Genomic DNA, 16,492 nt, shown 5'->3' on the forward strand with positions numbered 1-16,492 from the left:
GGTCTCCACATCTTCCCTTGCTACGTCAAAATAGGATGTAATTTATTAAAAAAGAATGAAGCACGTAGCAGGAACAATTCGCATAAATGTAGAATATTGTCACAAGCATAATTAAATTGAGGTGTGAAATGAGAAAATTCGTAAGTGTACTCTTGTTCAGTTTATTTTTTCTGATTGTCCTGCCCAATGTAGGACAAGCTGCCCCGCAAACTAAAATTATATTGGACGGTCAGGAGCTTGTGTTGCCGTCAGATGTCGAAGTTGTCAATGTAAACAACAATGTCATGATTCCCATTCGTGTTGTTGCTGAGAATTTGAAATTCAAGGTGAAATGGGATCAGAAGAGTCAGAATGTGAGCATTGAACAAAATGCCAAGATCCTGTCTCTCAAAGTAGGCAAGAAAGAAGCTAGGGTTCAGAATGAAAAAGTAACTCTGAACACGGCACCGAAATTAATCAAAAATACGGTCGTTGTTCCCCTTCGTTTTGTTAGTGAAGAGATGGGACTGTCCGTAAGCTGGAATAACAAAGAAAAAATTGTTGGCCTGACAAGCACTGAAGTTCCTCCTGTTGCTGAGCCATCCCCTGCACCCACTGTTCCAGGCGTAGGAAATAACATCGTATGGGGCAAAGTTAATGATCTCAGCTTTGCTAATCAGCAGCTTGTTGTATCTGTTGACAAAGAGGTTACGCCACAGATCACCAGACTATCCAATCCTGATCGTATCGTGGTTGATTTGCCGAATACCACCTTTGGAGATATCGGGTCAACATTACAGCAGGGCACGATGGGTAAGCTTGATGTTAGCGGTATTTCAAATGTAACAGAAATTCGATATGCCCTGTTTAAAAATGATCCGGCTCAAGTTAGAGTTGTCATTGAGTTGAATAATTTGAGCGATGTGCAGGTCAATTCTCAATATGTCAGTGGCAAACTAATTCTTGACTTAGTGCTTACACCTACGATCGGCGTTCCAATCAGCCCCGTTGGAAATGAAGGTGGCAAAAAAATCGTTGTCATTGATCCCGGGCATGGTGGCAAAGACCCAGGCACCATCGGCATCTCCAACACACAAGAAAAAGATTTCACGTTGCCGCTAGCTCTCAAAGTTCAAGCTCTTCTAATTCAGGAGCCGGATATTGAAGTTGTAATGACACGTGACACAGACGTTTACCCTACCCGCCCAGAGCGGGTGCAGCTGGCTAACACGTTAAACGCGGATGTGTTTGTATCCATCCATGGAAACAGCGTGAAAGCCTCACCACAGACCACAGGCACCGAGACGTACTATTACAAACGAAGCAGCAGTAAAGAACTGGCAGATATCGTACACAGACATCTCATAGAAGCCTTAGGCTTTAAGGATCGCAAGGTTAAGAACGGCAATTTGGAAGTGCTTCGCAATACAACGATGCCCGCTGTACTGCTTGAAATTGGATTTCTAAGCAATCTCGTTGAAGAACAAGCAATGCTTTCCGACAGTGTTCAGAATAAAGCAGCTCAGGCTATCGTGGATGGAATCAAGGAGTTTTTACACCAATCGCAATGAATAGTGAATGTAGTTGAGAACTGAATGTGAAGATAAGGATGTGCTTTGATGAAAAAAAAGACAAATATTATGCTCCTGCTCTACCTTACGGCTGTATTGCTCATCCTTGCCGGTTGCGGCAATAAACCGGCTACAGACCCTGGAAATGCGGAGCCTGCACCTAATACGACTCCATCTAACGGCTCTTCCCCCTCTGCACCAGATGCCGAGAAAAAAGAATCACAGGAAATTGAAGTGGGTTATGTGGACTCGGAACTCACGCAAGTCAAAACCAAAAAAGCTCAAATTGAATTTTCAAACAATAACGAGAAATATACACAAGCGTTTGATGTGATGCAGCGCTCGGATGACCCGGAGTATATCTCGTTGTGGAGTGACATCGGGCTGGAATCACTTGAGTTTCACGAAGCAGATGGCGCACTTACATTAAACATTCATATTCCCGACGAAGCCAGGCTCGGTTCTGGCGGCGAACTTCTTTTCCTGGATACGTTGAAACAAACTATGTTTCAGTTTAAAGAAATCGAAAGCATACAGCTTCTGGTAGATGGGAAAGAAAGCGAGAGCCTGATGGGGCATGTGGAATTGGAGAATCCCATCGTTCGTGGTACGGAATAATTGGATCAGGCCTGGTAAATGGCGTCTACGAGAGCAAAGATATGAATAAGGCAACGCGTGGATAACTTCAGCGATTGCCACACTGTAAAGCGTAAAAAACCTTGCTACCTGATTCTAGTCAGGGGCAAGGTTTTTCGACGATGAAACTTGATCTTTTCTAATGTGATCCGATTCGGTTTATTCGCCGGACTGTCCGTAATCGATTGGAAGTTTGCCTTTTGCCTCAAGTTTTCCTAGCAGTACCTTGATAGCAGCAAGCGTGTTGGGCTCCTGTTTACCATACACAGCAAGGGCTGAACGTACATTGTGCAAATGAAGCATCTCATAGGGATTGCCAAGAGACAGCAACGTATAACGCACTTGGCGTTGGTTCAGTTCGTTGATGAATAACTGCATCTCTTCCCAACGAAACTGACTTGCTACGTTGCGGAATTGATACGAAGGCATAAGAACATAGTCGGCCTTGTTTACGGTCTGGAGCACTGTTTTCATATTATTCGAATTCAAAACAACCGTCACCGTTTCAATGGAAGCATTACCAGCGGTTTGCTTGAGTTGTTTTTGCAACTGCTCAGCCTGATCGGCATCAGAAGCCACGATGACGACTCGATCACTGGCTCGAATTGTCTCTACGCTCTTGCCATCCGCTCCAGCCAAAACAGTAACCGCCCGCTCCGCAATGCTACGCTCCACCTGAAGGTGAGCATCAGATCCGATGATGCTTTTCAACTTATTTAACTTTTGTGTCAGGGACGGACCAGACTCAAACAGATGATATTTCGATTTTACCGTCAAAATACGTTTTACCGCCTCATGCACCCGTTCGCTAGAAAGTGTCCCGTTATTCACAGCTTGAATGAGTGCCTGATGTGCATTGGACACATCTTGTGGCATGAGTATGATGTCTACACCCGCGTCAGCGGCACGCCTAACGGCTTCCGTTTCACCAAAATGCTCACTAATCCCCTTCATCGTGAAAGCATCGGAAATAATCAGACCTTTATACTGCAACTCTTCACGAAGCAAGCCGGTTAACACCTTACGAGATAGTGTAGCTGGAAGCGGAACCGATGTACCGTCCTTGCGTGAGGTTACTTGCTCGTTATCTATCGCCGGAAAGGCAATATGTGCCGTCATTATCATATCGACACCTTCCTTCATTGCCGCCTTGAACGGTTTTAACTCCACCGCGTCCAGTCGCTCACGTCCATGTGTAAGCACAGGCAATCCCAGGTGAGAGTCAACGGATGTATCCCCATGCCCTGGAAAATGCTTCACGCCTCCAACAACATCCGACTGATGAAGTCCCTTGATCATGGCTAGGCCGAGCCGGGTTACCAGCTCCGCATTCGAGCTAAAGGATCGCATACCGATAATGGGATTTTCCGGATTGCTATTCACATCAAGCACAGGCGCAAAATTAACCTGAATACCAAGCGCTTTTAACTCTTCTCCAGTCAGTCGTCCGGCTGCTTCTGCCAGTGTAGGATCACCCGTTGCGCCTAGCGCCATCTGTCCAGGGAGATTGGTGCCGCCAGGAATACGACGAATCACCCCTCCTTCCTGATCGATGCCAATAAATAGCGGGATATCGCCAGTCTGGTTTTGGATCTGATGCGTAAACGTTGTAACCTGCTGTGCATCCACGATATTTTTTTCAAAAAGGATAAGTCCGCCCACATGCTGATCTTGAAGGTTAAGTTTCAATCCCTCGTTTACAGTCGTTGTCGCTTTGCCGTTCCATTGTCTGATATCGGGCATAAGCATCTGACCTACCTGCTCGCTAACGGTCATATACGAAATGAGCTTGTCCCAATCCTTCGCCTGAATCGCCGCTTCACGTTCAAATTGAATGACACGTGCCATGAATACGGCATATTCCGCTCGTGTCACCGTCCGATCAGGTTGATACGTCCCATCTGGATAACCTCCAACGAGTCCGTTTGAACTCATAATCTGGATCGGCGCCGCCCCCCAATGTTTCTCCGTATCGGTCCACTTAGCGTTCACAGTCCCTTGTTGAAGCGGATATGCGCGCGTCAAAAAAGCTGCTGTTTCGGCCCGACTAATCGGTATATTAGGCCGAAAGGAGCCATCTGGAAATCCACCAGCCAGCCCATGCTGCTCAGCGATGGCAATCTCACGGTAAAAAGGATGATTTATCGATACATCGGTATATTTCAGCTTTTCCACTGGCTGTTCAAGCTGATCCGGATAAAGTTCACGCACCAAGAAGGTAATGGCCTGTCCTCGGGTTACGGATGTCTGCGGCTGGAACTTGCCATTGCCATAACCTGCGACTGTGCCCCTTTTGGCCATATACTGAATACCATCCTTGGCCCATTGCGTATGCTGGAGGTCGACAAAGGTGGTTTCCGCGTTGGCACTCCCCGCCCAGATCAACATAGAACCGAACGCTGCCGCCGCAATGGTTTTATACATTAAACGCAATTCATTTCACTCCCTGTTTAATTCAATAGTTCATGAAGGGTTAGACGCGAACTCCCCCGCTTTTGTTGCTCATGCATGATATAATCGAATTCATATTACTATTCGTCAAGAAAACGTCTGACATGGTTTTCGGGGGAATAAGAGTTTGGAGACATCTTATGTTAATGGTAAATATAGTGCTTGTTATGTTTTTGCTAGGTCTTCTTCTTGGTTTTGTTGGCGCAGGCGGTTCCGGTTTCATTATCTCGATCCTGACGGTTGCATTCGGATATCCTATTCATGTTGCTCTCGGGACGGCGCTTGCTGCGATGTTTTTTTCCTCGCTCTCGGGTTCAATCAGTCATTACCGGGAAGGTAATGCAATGCTCAAAACCGGTGTGATCGTTGGTCTGGCCGGTGCAACAGGAGCCTGGGTCAGCTCGGGATGGTCATCCTATATTCCTGAGGATCGGCTTGGTATGCTGACTTCTTTTATGCTTTTTGCATCAGGACTCGCGCTGTGGCTTCGCTTGATTCTTGTTTCGCGGCGCCCTGCTGGTTCTGAAATACAGACTGTCGTACTCGGAAAAGGTCTGCGTTACTGGGTATATGCGTTATTGATTGGGGTAGTTACAGGTATGTTATCCGGACTGTTCGGTATTGGCTCCACGCCCTTTATCCAATTAGGACTTATGCTGTTGTTGAATATGTCTATGAGATATGCCGCTGGAACAACGATGTTGGTCATCATTCCCATAGCTTTGGCTGGCGGAGCCGGATATATGAGGATCGGTTATCTGGACTTGCAGTTGTTATTGCTGGTTGTAATCGGCACGATGTCCGGTTCATACGTTGGAGCGAAATTTACGAAACGTGTGCCTGCACTATGGCTGAAAGTGAGTATGGTCGTGACTCCGATGATTGGAGCAACTATATTATGGCTGTGACTTTCTTGAAGCGTTCTGTGTAAGGCGTGCTAGATGTAAAGAAGAAGTTCATTGTTCAATTAAAAAAGGATGTCCCCTAACATCTCGATGATGTGAGAGAGATCCTTTTTCGGGTGTCTATTTTTAAAGTAAAAATACTAATCTATCATAGATACCCTATTAGATTATACACGCTGGAGATGGGTATCCTTAAACTCCGTTTCATATTTCAAACCAAAACCAAACATGCGATCCATACCAATGTGAGCGATCCAGATGAAGCTGATCAACGTCAGTACTTCCATTTTCAACACGTACCCCGCTGCCAAAAATACCATAGGAATAATGTACGTATGTCCCACATTGTAGATTAGTGCGCCCAGTTTATTGTTAGCTACGTAGCCAATCATGAACACATCCGGGACGAGAAGCAACAGCAGGAAGAGCCACCAGGAATAATCATTGTAAAAGTAAATCGTTGTCGCTGCTGCGAGCACCAGCAAACCCTCTAATCGAATCCATAATCTAGTCATTTGGTTTGATCTCCTTTGTTTAAATGTAATTTATTTTGATTTTTATGTTCTCCATTGGGAGATTTCATTCCACTCAGCATCCACCCAATGCCCCGGGATACCTGTTCATGTGAGAGCGGCTGGGCTGACAGCAATACAGGCGATTGTAGCGTTAATCCGTCGAACACAGCTTGAATTAAGACTGCGAAGGTTTCTTTTTCACCTTCGTCCAGAGGCAGATCCAACCGATCAATGATTAATCGAATACCCGATTTCATCTCTTGATAGAGCTTTACTAACTCGTGCGCGAGTTTCTCATTACTGACACTTTCCGTCCAGAGACTGATTAACAGTGTAAACCACTCCGGGTTTGTTTTACGAAATTCAACGACGTGTTGTAACGCTTGCTGGAGCAATGCTGCAGGTTGTGCTGACATATCCAATTGTTGCAGGGCTTCCTTCATCCCCCGGTTAATCATCCATTCCCGCACAACCTCCACCAGAAGTGTTTCTTTCGTAGTAAAATGGTAGCCGATCAGTCCTTGTGCCACGCCAGCTTTGGCTGCAATTTCTTTCATGGTAGCTTTTGTATAGCCCACCTGACCGAACAATGTAAAGGCCGCTTGTAAAATGGCGTTTCTGCGCTCATCTTGATTTTCGGATTGTTGCTTAGACATTTAATTTCAACTCCAATACTGTTTGGTTGAACAGTCAATTTATGTCCTTATCTTAAAACTGTTTGGTCGAACAGTCAACATGTTTTTGACATTTCAAATTGTATGTTGATTATGCTGATTCGAAGAATATTGAAACGATGAGAAAAACAAACTTTATTAACATGGGTTACTTCCGTGAATACATGCTGTTAAACATGAAGAAAGCGTTGTTTGCCATAACAACGCTTTCGAGATATAAAGTGTCTCAACCAATTTTGCAAGATGTGTTCACGCACCGCCGTTCCCTTCAGCGACTTAAACTTATGACTTCACCTTGAAAATCTTAATATCTACACCGCCCTCTGCCGGATAACCCTCACCAATAAGCGCATCCACGTTCAAATATGATAACGCCTGACTGTTGGTTATAATTCGAGGTGAGGTGCGAAACAGCATGTCACCCTTTACTTCTCCGATATACCCATTATTTTCGATGTACATCTCACAAGCTTGCCCCGTATAATCTTGTCCCTGTAACATATATCTGGCTGACAAGCTGTGACGTCCTCCCGCTTTTCCAATAATTTGTGTATCCACGCCTCCCTCACGAACGAAGCCTTCGAAACAGGTTCCGGTGACATGTCCTGTAAACATAATCATCACTACTGAGTCTCCCTCTGCGCTCTTTAGCTCAATTGAATTTTCAATCTTAACGTGCACAGTAAACAACTCTTCCATCTCTAGCTTCGTCACCAATCATTGTCATCCTCTCTTGTCTGTTATTTCGTGATTCTACCCATGTATTGACCCTACCTTTCTTCACTTCGTCAGTTACTTAAGGACTCCTGCTAACAAGCGAGCTAATGAACAGCTTCTCTATGAAGCCTAACAAAAAAAGTTGCCAGAATAGCAACTTTGAGAGGTTGATCATATATTTTATAAGGATTGGAAGCAGACGCTTATAAAAGAACAATATATTACCAGACTTGATCCAGCTCAGGATGAAAGAAGGCATAACCACACTTTCCATTTTTCTTGATTCTGTACATGGCCATATCCGCAAGTTTGAGAAGTTCCGTTGCATCTTGTCCATGCTTTGGAAACAGACTGATGCCAATACTGGCAGACAGATGGATCTCAATGGCATTAACATGAATCGGAGCTTCAAACGCAGCAGTCAAGTTCCTGGCAACGATCTCCGCATCATCATCTTCCTTAAGCTGGTTCAAGATAATGCTGAATTCGTCACCTCCCAGTCTTGCTACGCAATCCGTACTACGAATATTGCCCTTCAATCGACGGGAAACTTCCATTAACACCTGATCACCTATATCATGACCATAGGTATCATTAATCTGTTTGAACCCGTCCGTATCGATATACATTACTGCAAACCGCGACTCACTTCTTAGCGCATTGCTGACAGCCCATGCAAGACGATCTTTAAAGGCTAAACGATTAGGAAGACCTGTCAAGGAATCATGCAATGAAAGATGTTTGCTGATTTTCTCGGAAACTTTGATCTTGGTATACTCCGTATCCAGTTCCTTAATCAGGTTTTTGAGTTTGTACACGCGAGTGCTCGTATTGGTTGTGTCGCTAATCTGCAGCAGTGCATAACTGTGATCATTTTCATAAAGGGGTTCAACATGCAGATTCTGTCTGTAAAAACTCTCATCTCCTCCATCCTTCGGAAGGACAAAAGATTTATGTAAAGCGCTGGAGCAGAATCTGCTCTGCCCGTGATACAGCGCATTTTGTATGATGTTCATGTACATATTAGCCTTGAATCTGGGGCAAATCTCGAGCAGGTTTTTACCCAGCACGTCTGCAGCGAGCATACCTGTTAAACGTTCCAACCAGCCGTTCCACACGAGAATTTTCAATTGTTTGTCGACAATCATAATGCCCATTTTGGTTTTGTTCAGCGCCTGTACAATGAGATTATCCATGGTTATCCTCCCAGTAGAGCATTTATCTTATCCAGCAGACTGGAGATGGAATCCATGCTCAATGCAATAACGATAATTCCTTTTATATCTGTATCCGCAAGTAAAAAGGAGGTATGCAACACCAATATGTACACTTCATTCTGAAGCAAAATTTGCGGGTCAGTTCGTGTAACATGAAGCAGCTCAATATCAGGCAGTACATACTCCAGCTTTATTTCGAGAAAATTTCCGAATTCGCCAATAATGGCATTGAGCAGCACATTGCTGATTTCCTGCAACACATCGAGATCCGTATCCATTAATAGACAATCGTTTGCATCCACGTTCTCTGTCAATTCTCCGAGACACATATTCGCTAACACTTTTGCCTGCTCGGCAGGAAACATCAGGAAAGCTTTGCCTTGGAACTGATACCCGAACTGCAACGATGACCGAAAGAGATGGCCTTCCGCAAATAAAATGTTGTACCTACGATCCTCGGGGTCTACTTCTTTAATGGAGATTAGATCAACCTCGGGGATATTGAGTACAATATGTTTGTCTACAATTTCCGATAACATATTAGCAGCTTGTCCGACGTAAACATTGACAAGTTCAGTAAGCAGATCTTTTTGTAGCTCATTCAGCATAACGTGCCACCTGAATCATTTGGAGCAATGTACCTGCTCTTTCTGCAGTTAAAGGTTTATTCAGGAATCCTGAAATGCCCAGCTCCTCCACTTCCTCACGGGTAGCCTTCTGAATATCGGCAGACAAAATAATAATTTTGACATTCTGATCATTCTCTCGAATCAAACGCAACATATCCTGACCATTCAGTCCTGGCATCAAAAGATCTGTTGTTATCAAATCAGGTTTGTAATCTTGATAAAGTTGGTAACCGTCTTCTCCGTTGGTGGCCGTTCGAATTTCGCAATCCGGAATATGATCGCTAATCAACTTGCTCATCAATTTCTGCACAAAAATCGAGTCTTCCACAATTAATACTTTCATGATTCTACTCAGTCTCCTTGATAAAGTTTTAAGGGCGCAAAGATATCAGGCGCTGTAGACAGTTTCTTGAGAAGGAGCTTCGCGCACAGGTGGAACCCCTTAAAAGTGACTGACGAATGAATTAGGCAAAACAATATAAATTATAGTTACTAGAAAAATAGATTGTCAACAATATTTAAAAATAAATTAAAACGTATTCATTTGTCAATGGAAGGGAATTTCCAAGGATTCACAAAGCAAAAAGGACGAGCAGATAATCTCCGCTTCGTCACTTCTTGGACTATATGCTTGATAATTGTCTTACATTTGGGAACATCTCCATTAATCATCGTTCCTTTACATCTTATAATAACGTTTTATTGTGTCTTCCCCATATTAACCAGCTGAACATCCGATAGTGTAATCGTGGTATCGGCTTGCTCAGTACCGTCGATCTTACCCATGTCAAACACAATCCGGCTGTTCGCATAACTCGCCTCTGTCGCCTGGAACGTAAATGTGAACTCTTGTTCTTCAGTGGTCAAATCCATTCGATCACCGTAGAATCCAGTCCATTTATAGTTTGCATCAACATCTACCCATCCAATCCCAACACCCAGCTTGCGTGCTTTATCCGCTTTTGCTTTGAATGTCAGTTTATATGTGTATCCTTGCTGCATGGCAAAGCCTTCCTGAATCAACTGCCGGTCCCATGGATTCTCCCCAACTTGCCCAATCCGAGCCTGCAACTTCTGATTGTCAGCGCTAAGCATCAAGTCTTCCGGCTTATTGCTGGCCGCATACGGGAACCAGCCGTTCGTTCCTTGCGTAAAGTCACCATTTTTGATGAGATTGACATGTACAGGTTGCCCACCCTCGTCTGCGCCGGGGTTGACCTCGAACAGCATTACATTTTGAATGGATACCACATGTTCGGCTGCCGGCTCCAGTGAATTACCCAGGCCGAAGTTTAATAAACCCGCCTCATCCGCAGTATCTCCCATCGTAAAGGTATAGGCATATGGCTGTTTCGTTGTGGCCAGTTCAGCTGCCTGCTCCAAATACTTCACATCATCACTTCCCGTTTGTGACACAACCACTTGCATTGGTTTCGGTACTGTAGCCGAAGCATCAAAGCTTAGACGATACGTTTTCCCTGCTTCAAGCGCTAGCTGTCCTTGCTGTAATATAGCATCCCACCAATTCTGGGTTGTACCAGGTACAGTTAAGCTAATGCCTTGGTCGTTACTATATGTCGCCGTAGTGACACTAGCAGGTACCATCCAATCCGATGTTGCTGTACTCAACTCGCCATTCTTTACTATACTACGAGAGATGTCCAGCCAGCGTGTGTTGTACTCGTTTCCTTCAAAATTCACGTAATACGTTGTTCCTGCTTTCAAAGATACCGACGGAAAATATACCGTTTTATATGTTTGCCAGCCGCCAGTATCTCCTAACGTAAGATTAGAACTTGCAACGGTATAGCCTTCTTCATCTTTGACTGTAAAACGTACCTTTGCATCAGCTTTTGCACTTGCCATCCGTGTGGAGAAGGCATATGCACCTTCATTCGCTGCAGTAATTTTGAATTGAAGTAGATCCCCTTCATCCATATAGCTAACATGCTCGCCGCCTTCATCGGAATTCTCAAGCTGTAATCCCTGCATCACGTAAGCATCTGCGGCAGGAATATGAGTATAATTCTGAATCGCTACCGGTTTACCACGTTTCGTCAGCCGCACATTATCTACATAAAGCTTGCCAGTAGCCCCGCCAAATAAAAGCTTTAATGTAGATGTTGCTGTAGCTTCACCTTCTCCGATCACAATTTCACCAGTGTATGTTTTCATATCAGACCCAATCTGAATCTGCTGGCCTTGATTAACTTGCACGTTATGGCCCTCCTCGGTAGATAAACCGATATCCATAACGCCTGTCGTATCTGCCTTGGCATCAAACGAGAACCCGTAGGTCGTGTTACCTTCTAACTTCATACCGGGCTGAACAACAGCTACCTGCTCAGGTTGACCATTTGTTTTCTTCACATCGACAACGAGTTGTCTCTCCATGATCGGGAATTTCAAGAAGTTATTGACGGATACCTGTGCTTCAGCATCGGACTGAATTTCAGTGTTCCAGAAGCCGAGCCGTTGTTTCCCTTGATCAAATGTACCATTGAATACGTAATTGCCATCCGGGAGTGCTTTTCGTTCCACTGGGAGTGGGTCAGCCTCCCCAATCTCTGTCAGTCTCACGTTGGTTACCGATACTTCGCCTTCGTTTAATCCCAGATTAAATTCGAAGCGTGCATTGTTGTCGGAACCATTACGCATGTTGAATTCGTATTCATACGGCTGCCAATCCGTTGTGACTGAAAATGCTATTTCTTCAGAGTAATTCGTCCAGCTTTTCTCAAACTGAGTTACTTTGGAGCGGATAATCCGGTTTGCAGAAGCTTTTGCATCAAACTCGACTTTATATTTTTTGTCTTTCTTGATATACATCGGCATTTGAGTGAGCTGAACCGAATACGTTTCCGTTCCTGCTTTGGCGATTGTTACTTTGGCAACTTTGTCTTTCACCGGATCATCGACAACTTCAACCTTGCCCTCTCCGCCAGCATTTGTAATGAACTTCCAGTCCGCAGGAACACCATTTGCATCTGCACCTTTGGTGAAGCGTTCATTGTAAATCTGGTTACCGTCCGCTTGCGGTGCGCGCTGTTTCTCAGGCTCAATCGGACTGGAAGTCACGTCAGGCCATTGATCCATATTTTTATATGAATAAACGCGTACAAAATCCACATTCATCTTCTCGGAAACAAAATCATTCTCCGGTGATCCCGGCCAGTCTCCGCCAACCGCAAGGTTGAGAATGAGATAGAACGGGCGATCAAACGGTGCAGGGAACGTGTAGCTTTCCGGCTGTCCAGCTGCCGTTGTCTGCCAGTTCTTAATCTGATGATGCAATTTGCCATCTACATAGAACCGGATCATACCAGGTAACCATTCCACCTGAAAATCATGATATTCATCGGCAAACGATTCACCTTGAGGCAATGTAAATTTGCCCTGATCATGTCCGTGAGAACCATCTGCTTTCTTTGAATCGTAATGGATCGTGCTGTAGATTTCATGATCTTTGTTTTGGCCGCCGATCAACTCCATGATGTCAATCTCACCGGAAGCAGGCCATCCACCATAATGCGCTTCATCCGTAGGCATCATCCAGATTGCTGGCCACATGCCTTGCTGGATGGGAAGCTTCGCTCTCACAACCACTTTTCCGTACGTCCAGTCGCCCTTCTCTTTCGTAATCAGTTTGCCGGAAGTATAATTTTTACTGCCCTTCTGCTCCCGCTTTGCTTCAATCTGCAACACATTGCGGTTGCCATCCTTCACAATACGTGTGTTATTCGGGCTGTAATATTGCAACTCATTGTTGTACACAAGCTCCGTATCTTGAACGGTCCATTTGGATGCATCCACGGAAGGCGCATTGAATTCATCATTCCAGACCATTTCCCACTGCTCATCCGGAATCGTCGTTGCCGGAATTGGTTTTTCACCTGAAGGAGTGCCCGGAACGGATGGTGTCGTTCCGCCTGAATTGGAAGAGCCGCCCCCGCCTGAGCTAGAACTACTGCCACCGTTAGAAGTACCTGGTGTAGCAGTGTTTGGTTGCTCGGACTGTCCTGTCCCAGACGTGATGTTATCCTTATATTGACCGGGTGCAACCGCTTTCCCATTTAGCAATACGTTGATGGCATCTACGTCCAACAGTTTGATTTTACCTTTGCCGTCAATCATCGTATTACGGGCTTTACTATTTACTTTTAAAGTATCAATTGTACTCTCGGCAGACAATTCAACTGTAGCCTTGCGTTCGACAAATAGCTCTTCAATTTGAGTTGTCCCTGTGATTTTCACATGTACCGGGCTCACGTTTTTGTCGACCACAACTCGATTTAGTTTGGAGTTATGAATATCGATCGAGTGGTTTCCACCGCCTTTCACGATTACACTTCCAGTGACCGTTACTCCGTCGAGCATCACTGTACCTTCTCCAATGGCTTCAGTAAGTAACAAGTTTCCGTTAACTGTTGTATTTTTCAGCGTCACATCTGTTGAGCGAACGATCAGATTACCATCTACATTGGATTCATAGGTGCCGGGTTTGCTATGCATATCTGCTATCAAAGTAGACATCATCGTAGCAGCTTCTGCTCTCGTAATGTTGGATTCAGGTGTTAGATTCCCATTGTATCCGTTTACAATTTTATTATTTACGAAGTAGTTCATCGCATTTCTTGCATAGTCAGCTACATCTTTTTCGTCTTTAAATGTAGAATCAAGCGCTTTATTCTCACTGCCTGTCGATAACTGAAACGCTCGATCTGCCATCACGACAGCATCCTGCCGGGTAATCGGAAGCTGGGGAGACAGATGTGATGCATCGGTTCCCTGAATAATGCCTGATCCGCTTGCCCGTGTGACCGCATCATAATACCAGTCTTTTTCACTAACATCTGTGTATGACGCCGCTCCTGAGCCTCCCGCGAATCCGAACACCCGATCAAGCATCACAACAAATTCGGCACGGCTGATACGTTCACTCGGTCTGAATGTGCCATCCGCATAACCTTTGGTTAGCGCCATATCCTGCATACGCATCACAGCATTTTCAGCCCAATGTCCCTTCAAATCTTTGTACGGCGCCCGAAGCAGGCCTGATGCCTGCCCCTGCTCCGTTACCGTTTGTTGCTTCATCTGTTCTGCCCCGACTACTGCCGGAGCTGCTAGTGAAACCATCATGCTTCCTGCTACGAGACAAGCCAACCCTTTTTTCACTCATATTCCTCCCTAGAATGTGTGGTCACTTGCAGGGCAGTACTACTCTTTTACTGCCCCAATGACGATACCTTTAACGAAAAAGCGTTGCAAGAATGGATATATGACCAAGATCGGCAATGCCCCGATGAAAATCTGTGCCGCGCGAACCGTACGCTGGGAAACATTCTCCAGCATGGACGGGTCCACGTTGATTTTACTGAGGTCTTGTTGCACGATAATAGTTTGTAGCAAGGAAGCCAGCGGATAATTTTTGACATCGGACATATAGATCATGCCGTCGAACCAAGAGTTCCACTGACCTACCATGGTAAACAATGACAAGGTTGCAATCGCTGGCATGGACAGCGGTATATAAACCAGCGCCAGCGTTTTAATATGACCTGCTCCATCCAGATAAGCCGCTTCCTCCAGCTCTTTAGGCAGACCGCGGAAAAAGTTCATCATCAGGATAACATTCCACACGGATAGCGCACCTGGCAGTACCAGCGCCCAGATCGTATCCATCAGACCCAGCTTCTGTACCAGGATGTAACTTGGAATCAGACCTCCGCTGAACAGAATCGTAAATACAAAGAACCAGGTGTAGATCGAGCGGCCTTTGAAATTCAGATCTTCCTTCGACAGCGGAAAAGCTGTCAGAAGCATAATCACCATACCGATTATGGTAGCAATGACTGTTCGTTTAACCGAGACCAGCAAGGAATTAATGAAATTGGAATTACCGAACGTTTTGACATATGCATCTGTCGTAAAGCCAATCGGCCAGAAGCCGACCAGATTGGATGAGGCCGGTGCCATGCTACTGAACGAAACGGCCAAAATATGAATGATGGGCAGAATGCAAAGCAGTGATAAGACGCCCAGGAAAATATAGTTCGCAACGCTGAATATTCGATAGCCTTTTGTTTTGTAATACAAGCCCTTTTCTCCTCTCTACTAGAACACGCGATAATTCGCCAATTTGTAAGCCATGCGATATGAGATAACGATCAGAATGGTTGCCACGACAGATTTGAAAAGTCCTACAGCCGTTGCAAAGCTCATTTTGCCGTTCAGGATACCAAGACGGTATACGAAGGTATCGATGATATCACCTTTGTCATAAACGAGCGGGTTGTACAGGTTGAACACCTGATCGAACCCTGCATTCAAAATGTTTCCGATCGAGAGTGTCATGAGTACGATCGTGATCGGCATCAGGGCAGGAATCGTAATGAACAGCGTTTGCTTGAACCGGTTTGCGCCATCCACTTCCGCAGCTTCGTACAGTGCCGGATTAATACCGGACAGAGAAGCCAGAAATACAATCGTGCCGAAGCCAAATTCTTTCCACACATCACTAACAATCAGTGTTATCCGAAACCACGTTCCATCCCCTAGGAAAAAGATCGGATCTCCGCCCAGTGCAACGACCAGTTTATTCACCATACCGCCCTGCGGCGAAAGGATATCAAGCAATATTCCGCCCAGGATAACCCATGATAGAAAGTGCGGCAGGTACACCAGTGTTTGACTGACCCTTTTAAAAGCAGATAAACGAACTTCGTTCAACAAAATTGCGAATAGAAAAGGAGCAATTAAACCTGCAATTATTTTGAAAAATGCAATGACCAGTGTATTCCAGATGACCTGACCTACGTCCGGGTATAAAAATAAATACTTGAAATTATCCCAACCTACCCATTTAGATTCGGTAAATCCAAGGTATGGTTTAAAATCCTGGAAAGCAATCACAATCCCGCCCATTGGTATGTACTGAAATACAATTGCCAGCAAAACCGCTGGTACGAGCATCAAATGCAAGGACCAATTCCGTTGCATGTTCCAGCGCTGTCTTGCCTTGATGGCACGCCCTTTGCGAGGCGTTTCTAACGTATGTTCCTTCACCCCTACATCCCCCATGTTCTAAAATTTGTATTTTACAAGTGGATATGAACTTGTATATTAAAATTATAGCAACGGTTATTAGCAATCTATATCCTAATATTGCAACAACGATAACAATATTTTAATGAGTTGA

13 protein-coding genes are annotated in these 16,492 nt (G+C 44.9%); 3 read left to right on the forward strand and 10 right to left on the reverse strand.

What is annotated here, in order from left to right; all coding sequences use genetic code 11:
* The first annotated feature begins 128 nt into the window (after positions 1-128).
* Both J2T16_RS03605 and J2T16_RS03610 read left to right on the forward strand, forming a co-directional pair.
* Positions 129-1,550, forward strand: coding sequence for an N-acetylmuramoyl-L-alanine amidase family protein (locus J2T16_RS03605; RefSeq protein WP_499017786.1), 1,422 nt, complete (start codon positions 129-131; stop codon positions 1,548-1,550).
* 48 nt (positions 1,551-1,598) lie between these two features.
* Positions 1,599-2,168: a GerMN domain-containing protein gene (locus J2T16_RS03610; RefSeq protein ID WP_154985329.1), complete on the forward strand. Its 570-nt coding sequence runs from the start codon at positions 1,599-1,601 to the stop codon at positions 2,166-2,168.
* Between the two features lie 177 nt (positions 2,169-2,345).
* Here J2T16_RS03610 and J2T16_RS03615 read toward each other — a convergent pair whose 3' ends face one another.
* Entirely contained in the window at positions 2,346-4,610 is a 2,265-nt protein-coding gene (locus J2T16_RS03615; protein ID WP_221787985.1) for a glycoside hydrolase family 3 N-terminal domain-containing protein, read from the reverse strand.
* 167 nt (positions 4,611-4,777) lie between these two features.
* Here J2T16_RS03615 and J2T16_RS03620 point away from each other — a divergent pair, with 167 nt between their 5' ends.
* Positions 4,778-5,545, forward strand: coding sequence for a sulfite exporter TauE/SafE family protein (locus J2T16_RS03620; protein ID WP_154959085.1), 768 nt, complete (start codon positions 4,778-4,780; stop codon positions 5,543-5,545).
* A gap of 164 nt (positions 5,546-5,709) precedes the next feature.
* Here J2T16_RS03620 and J2T16_RS03625 read toward each other — a convergent pair whose 3' ends face one another.
* From J2T16_RS03625 to J2T16_RS03665, 9 genes are all read right to left on the reverse strand, one after another.
* Entirely contained in the window at positions 5,710-6,057 is a 348-nt protein-coding gene (locus tag J2T16_RS03625; RefSeq protein WP_154889033.1) for a DUF4260 domain-containing protein, read from the reverse strand.
* Entirely contained in the window at positions 6,054-6,713 is a 660-nt protein-coding gene (locus J2T16_RS03630) for a TetR/AcrR family transcriptional regulator (protein WP_221788785.1), read from the reverse strand. Before J2T16_RS03630 ends, J2T16_RS03625 begins: the two co-directional genes overlap by 4 nt.
* 300 nt (positions 6,714-7,013) lie before the next feature.
* Entirely contained in the window at positions 7,014-7,445 is a 432-nt protein-coding gene (locus J2T16_RS03635) for a DUF3237 family protein (protein ID WP_312027618.1), read from the reverse strand.
* A 224-nt stretch (positions 7,446-7,669) separates the two neighbouring features.
* Positions 7,670-8,644, reverse strand: coding sequence for a sensor domain-containing diguanylate cyclase (locus J2T16_RS03640; protein ID WP_221788783.1), 975 nt, complete (start codon positions 8,642-8,644; stop codon positions 7,670-7,672).
* Positions 8,645-8,646: 2 nt separating this feature from the next.
* A complete protein-coding gene (locus J2T16_RS03645; RefSeq protein WP_090915994.1) occupies positions 8,647-9,273 on the reverse strand; it encodes a chemotaxis protein CheC in 627 nt (208 codons plus the stop codon).
* Positions 9,263-9,637 (reverse strand): response regulator transcription factor, encoded by a 375-nt coding sequence (locus J2T16_RS03650; RefSeq protein WP_090915992.1) that lies wholly within the window; start codon positions 9,635-9,637, stop codon positions 9,263-9,265. The genes J2T16_RS03645 and J2T16_RS03650 overlap by 11 nt, the downstream gene beginning before the upstream one ends.
* 356 nt (positions 9,638-9,993) lie before the next feature.
* Positions 9,994-14,469 carry a carbohydrate binding domain-containing protein gene (locus tag J2T16_RS03655; RefSeq protein ID WP_336119926.1) on the reverse strand — a complete coding sequence of 1,492 codons (4,476 nt, stop codon included), beginning with the start codon at positions 14,467-14,469 and terminating at the stop codon, positions 9,994-9,996.
* A 42-nt stretch (positions 14,470-14,511) separates the two neighbouring features.
* The gene (locus tag J2T16_RS03660; RefSeq protein ID WP_221788779.1) at positions 14,512-15,390 is read right to left on the reverse strand and encodes a carbohydrate ABC transporter permease; all 879 of its coding nucleotides are present in this window, start codon (positions 15,388-15,390) and stop codon (positions 14,512-14,514) included.
* Positions 15,391-15,408: 18 nt separating this feature from the next.
* Complete coding sequence (locus J2T16_RS03665; RefSeq protein WP_418792639.1) at positions 15,409-16,359, reverse strand: ABC transporter permease; 951 nt, start codon at positions 16,357-16,359, stop codon at positions 15,409-15,411.
* Positions 16,360-16,492: the final 133 nt, after the last annotated feature.

This window comes from Paenibacillus intestini, from assembly GCF_030803945.1.
Taxonomy (GTDB): Bacteria; Bacillota; Bacilli; order Paenibacillales; family Paenibacillaceae; genus Paenibacillus; species Paenibacillus polysaccharolyticus.

Bases quoted from the DNA above. Each gene is read 5' to 3' on its own strand.
- J2T16_RS03645 (WP_090915994.1), bottom strand. From the start codon at position 9,273: ATGCTGAATGAGCTACAAAAAGATCTGCTTACTGAACTTGTCAATGTT.
- J2T16_RS03625 (WP_154889033.1), bottom strand. From the start codon at position 6,057: ATGACTAGATTATGGATTCGATTAGAGGGTTTGCTGGTGCTCGCAGCA.
- J2T16_RS03620 (WP_154959085.1), top strand. From the start codon at position 4,778: ATGTTAATGGTAAATATAGTGCTTGTTATGTTTTTGCTAGGTCTTCTT.
- J2T16_RS03650 (WP_090915992.1), bottom strand. From the start codon at position 9,637: ATGAAAGTATTAATTGTGGAAGACTCGATTTTTGTGCAGAAATTGATG.
- J2T16_RS03640 (WP_221788783.1), bottom strand. From the start codon at position 8,644: ATGGATAATCTCATTGTACAGGCGCTGAACAAAACCAAAATGGGCATT.
- J2T16_RS03615 (WP_221787985.1), bottom strand. From the start codon at position 4,610: ATGTATAAAACCATTGCGGCGGCAGCGTTCGGTTCTATGTTGATCTGG.
- J2T16_RS03610 (WP_154985329.1), top strand. From the start codon at position 1,599: ATGAAAAAAAAGACAAATATTATGCTCCTGCTCTACCTTACGGCTGTA.
- J2T16_RS03630 (WP_221788785.1), bottom strand. From the start codon at position 6,713: ATGTCTAAGCAACAATCCGAAAATCAAGATGAGCGCAGAAACGCCATT.
- J2T16_RS03605 (WP_499017786.1), top strand. From the start codon at position 129: ATGAGAAAATTCGTAAGTGTACTCTTGTTCAGTTTATTTTTTCTGATT.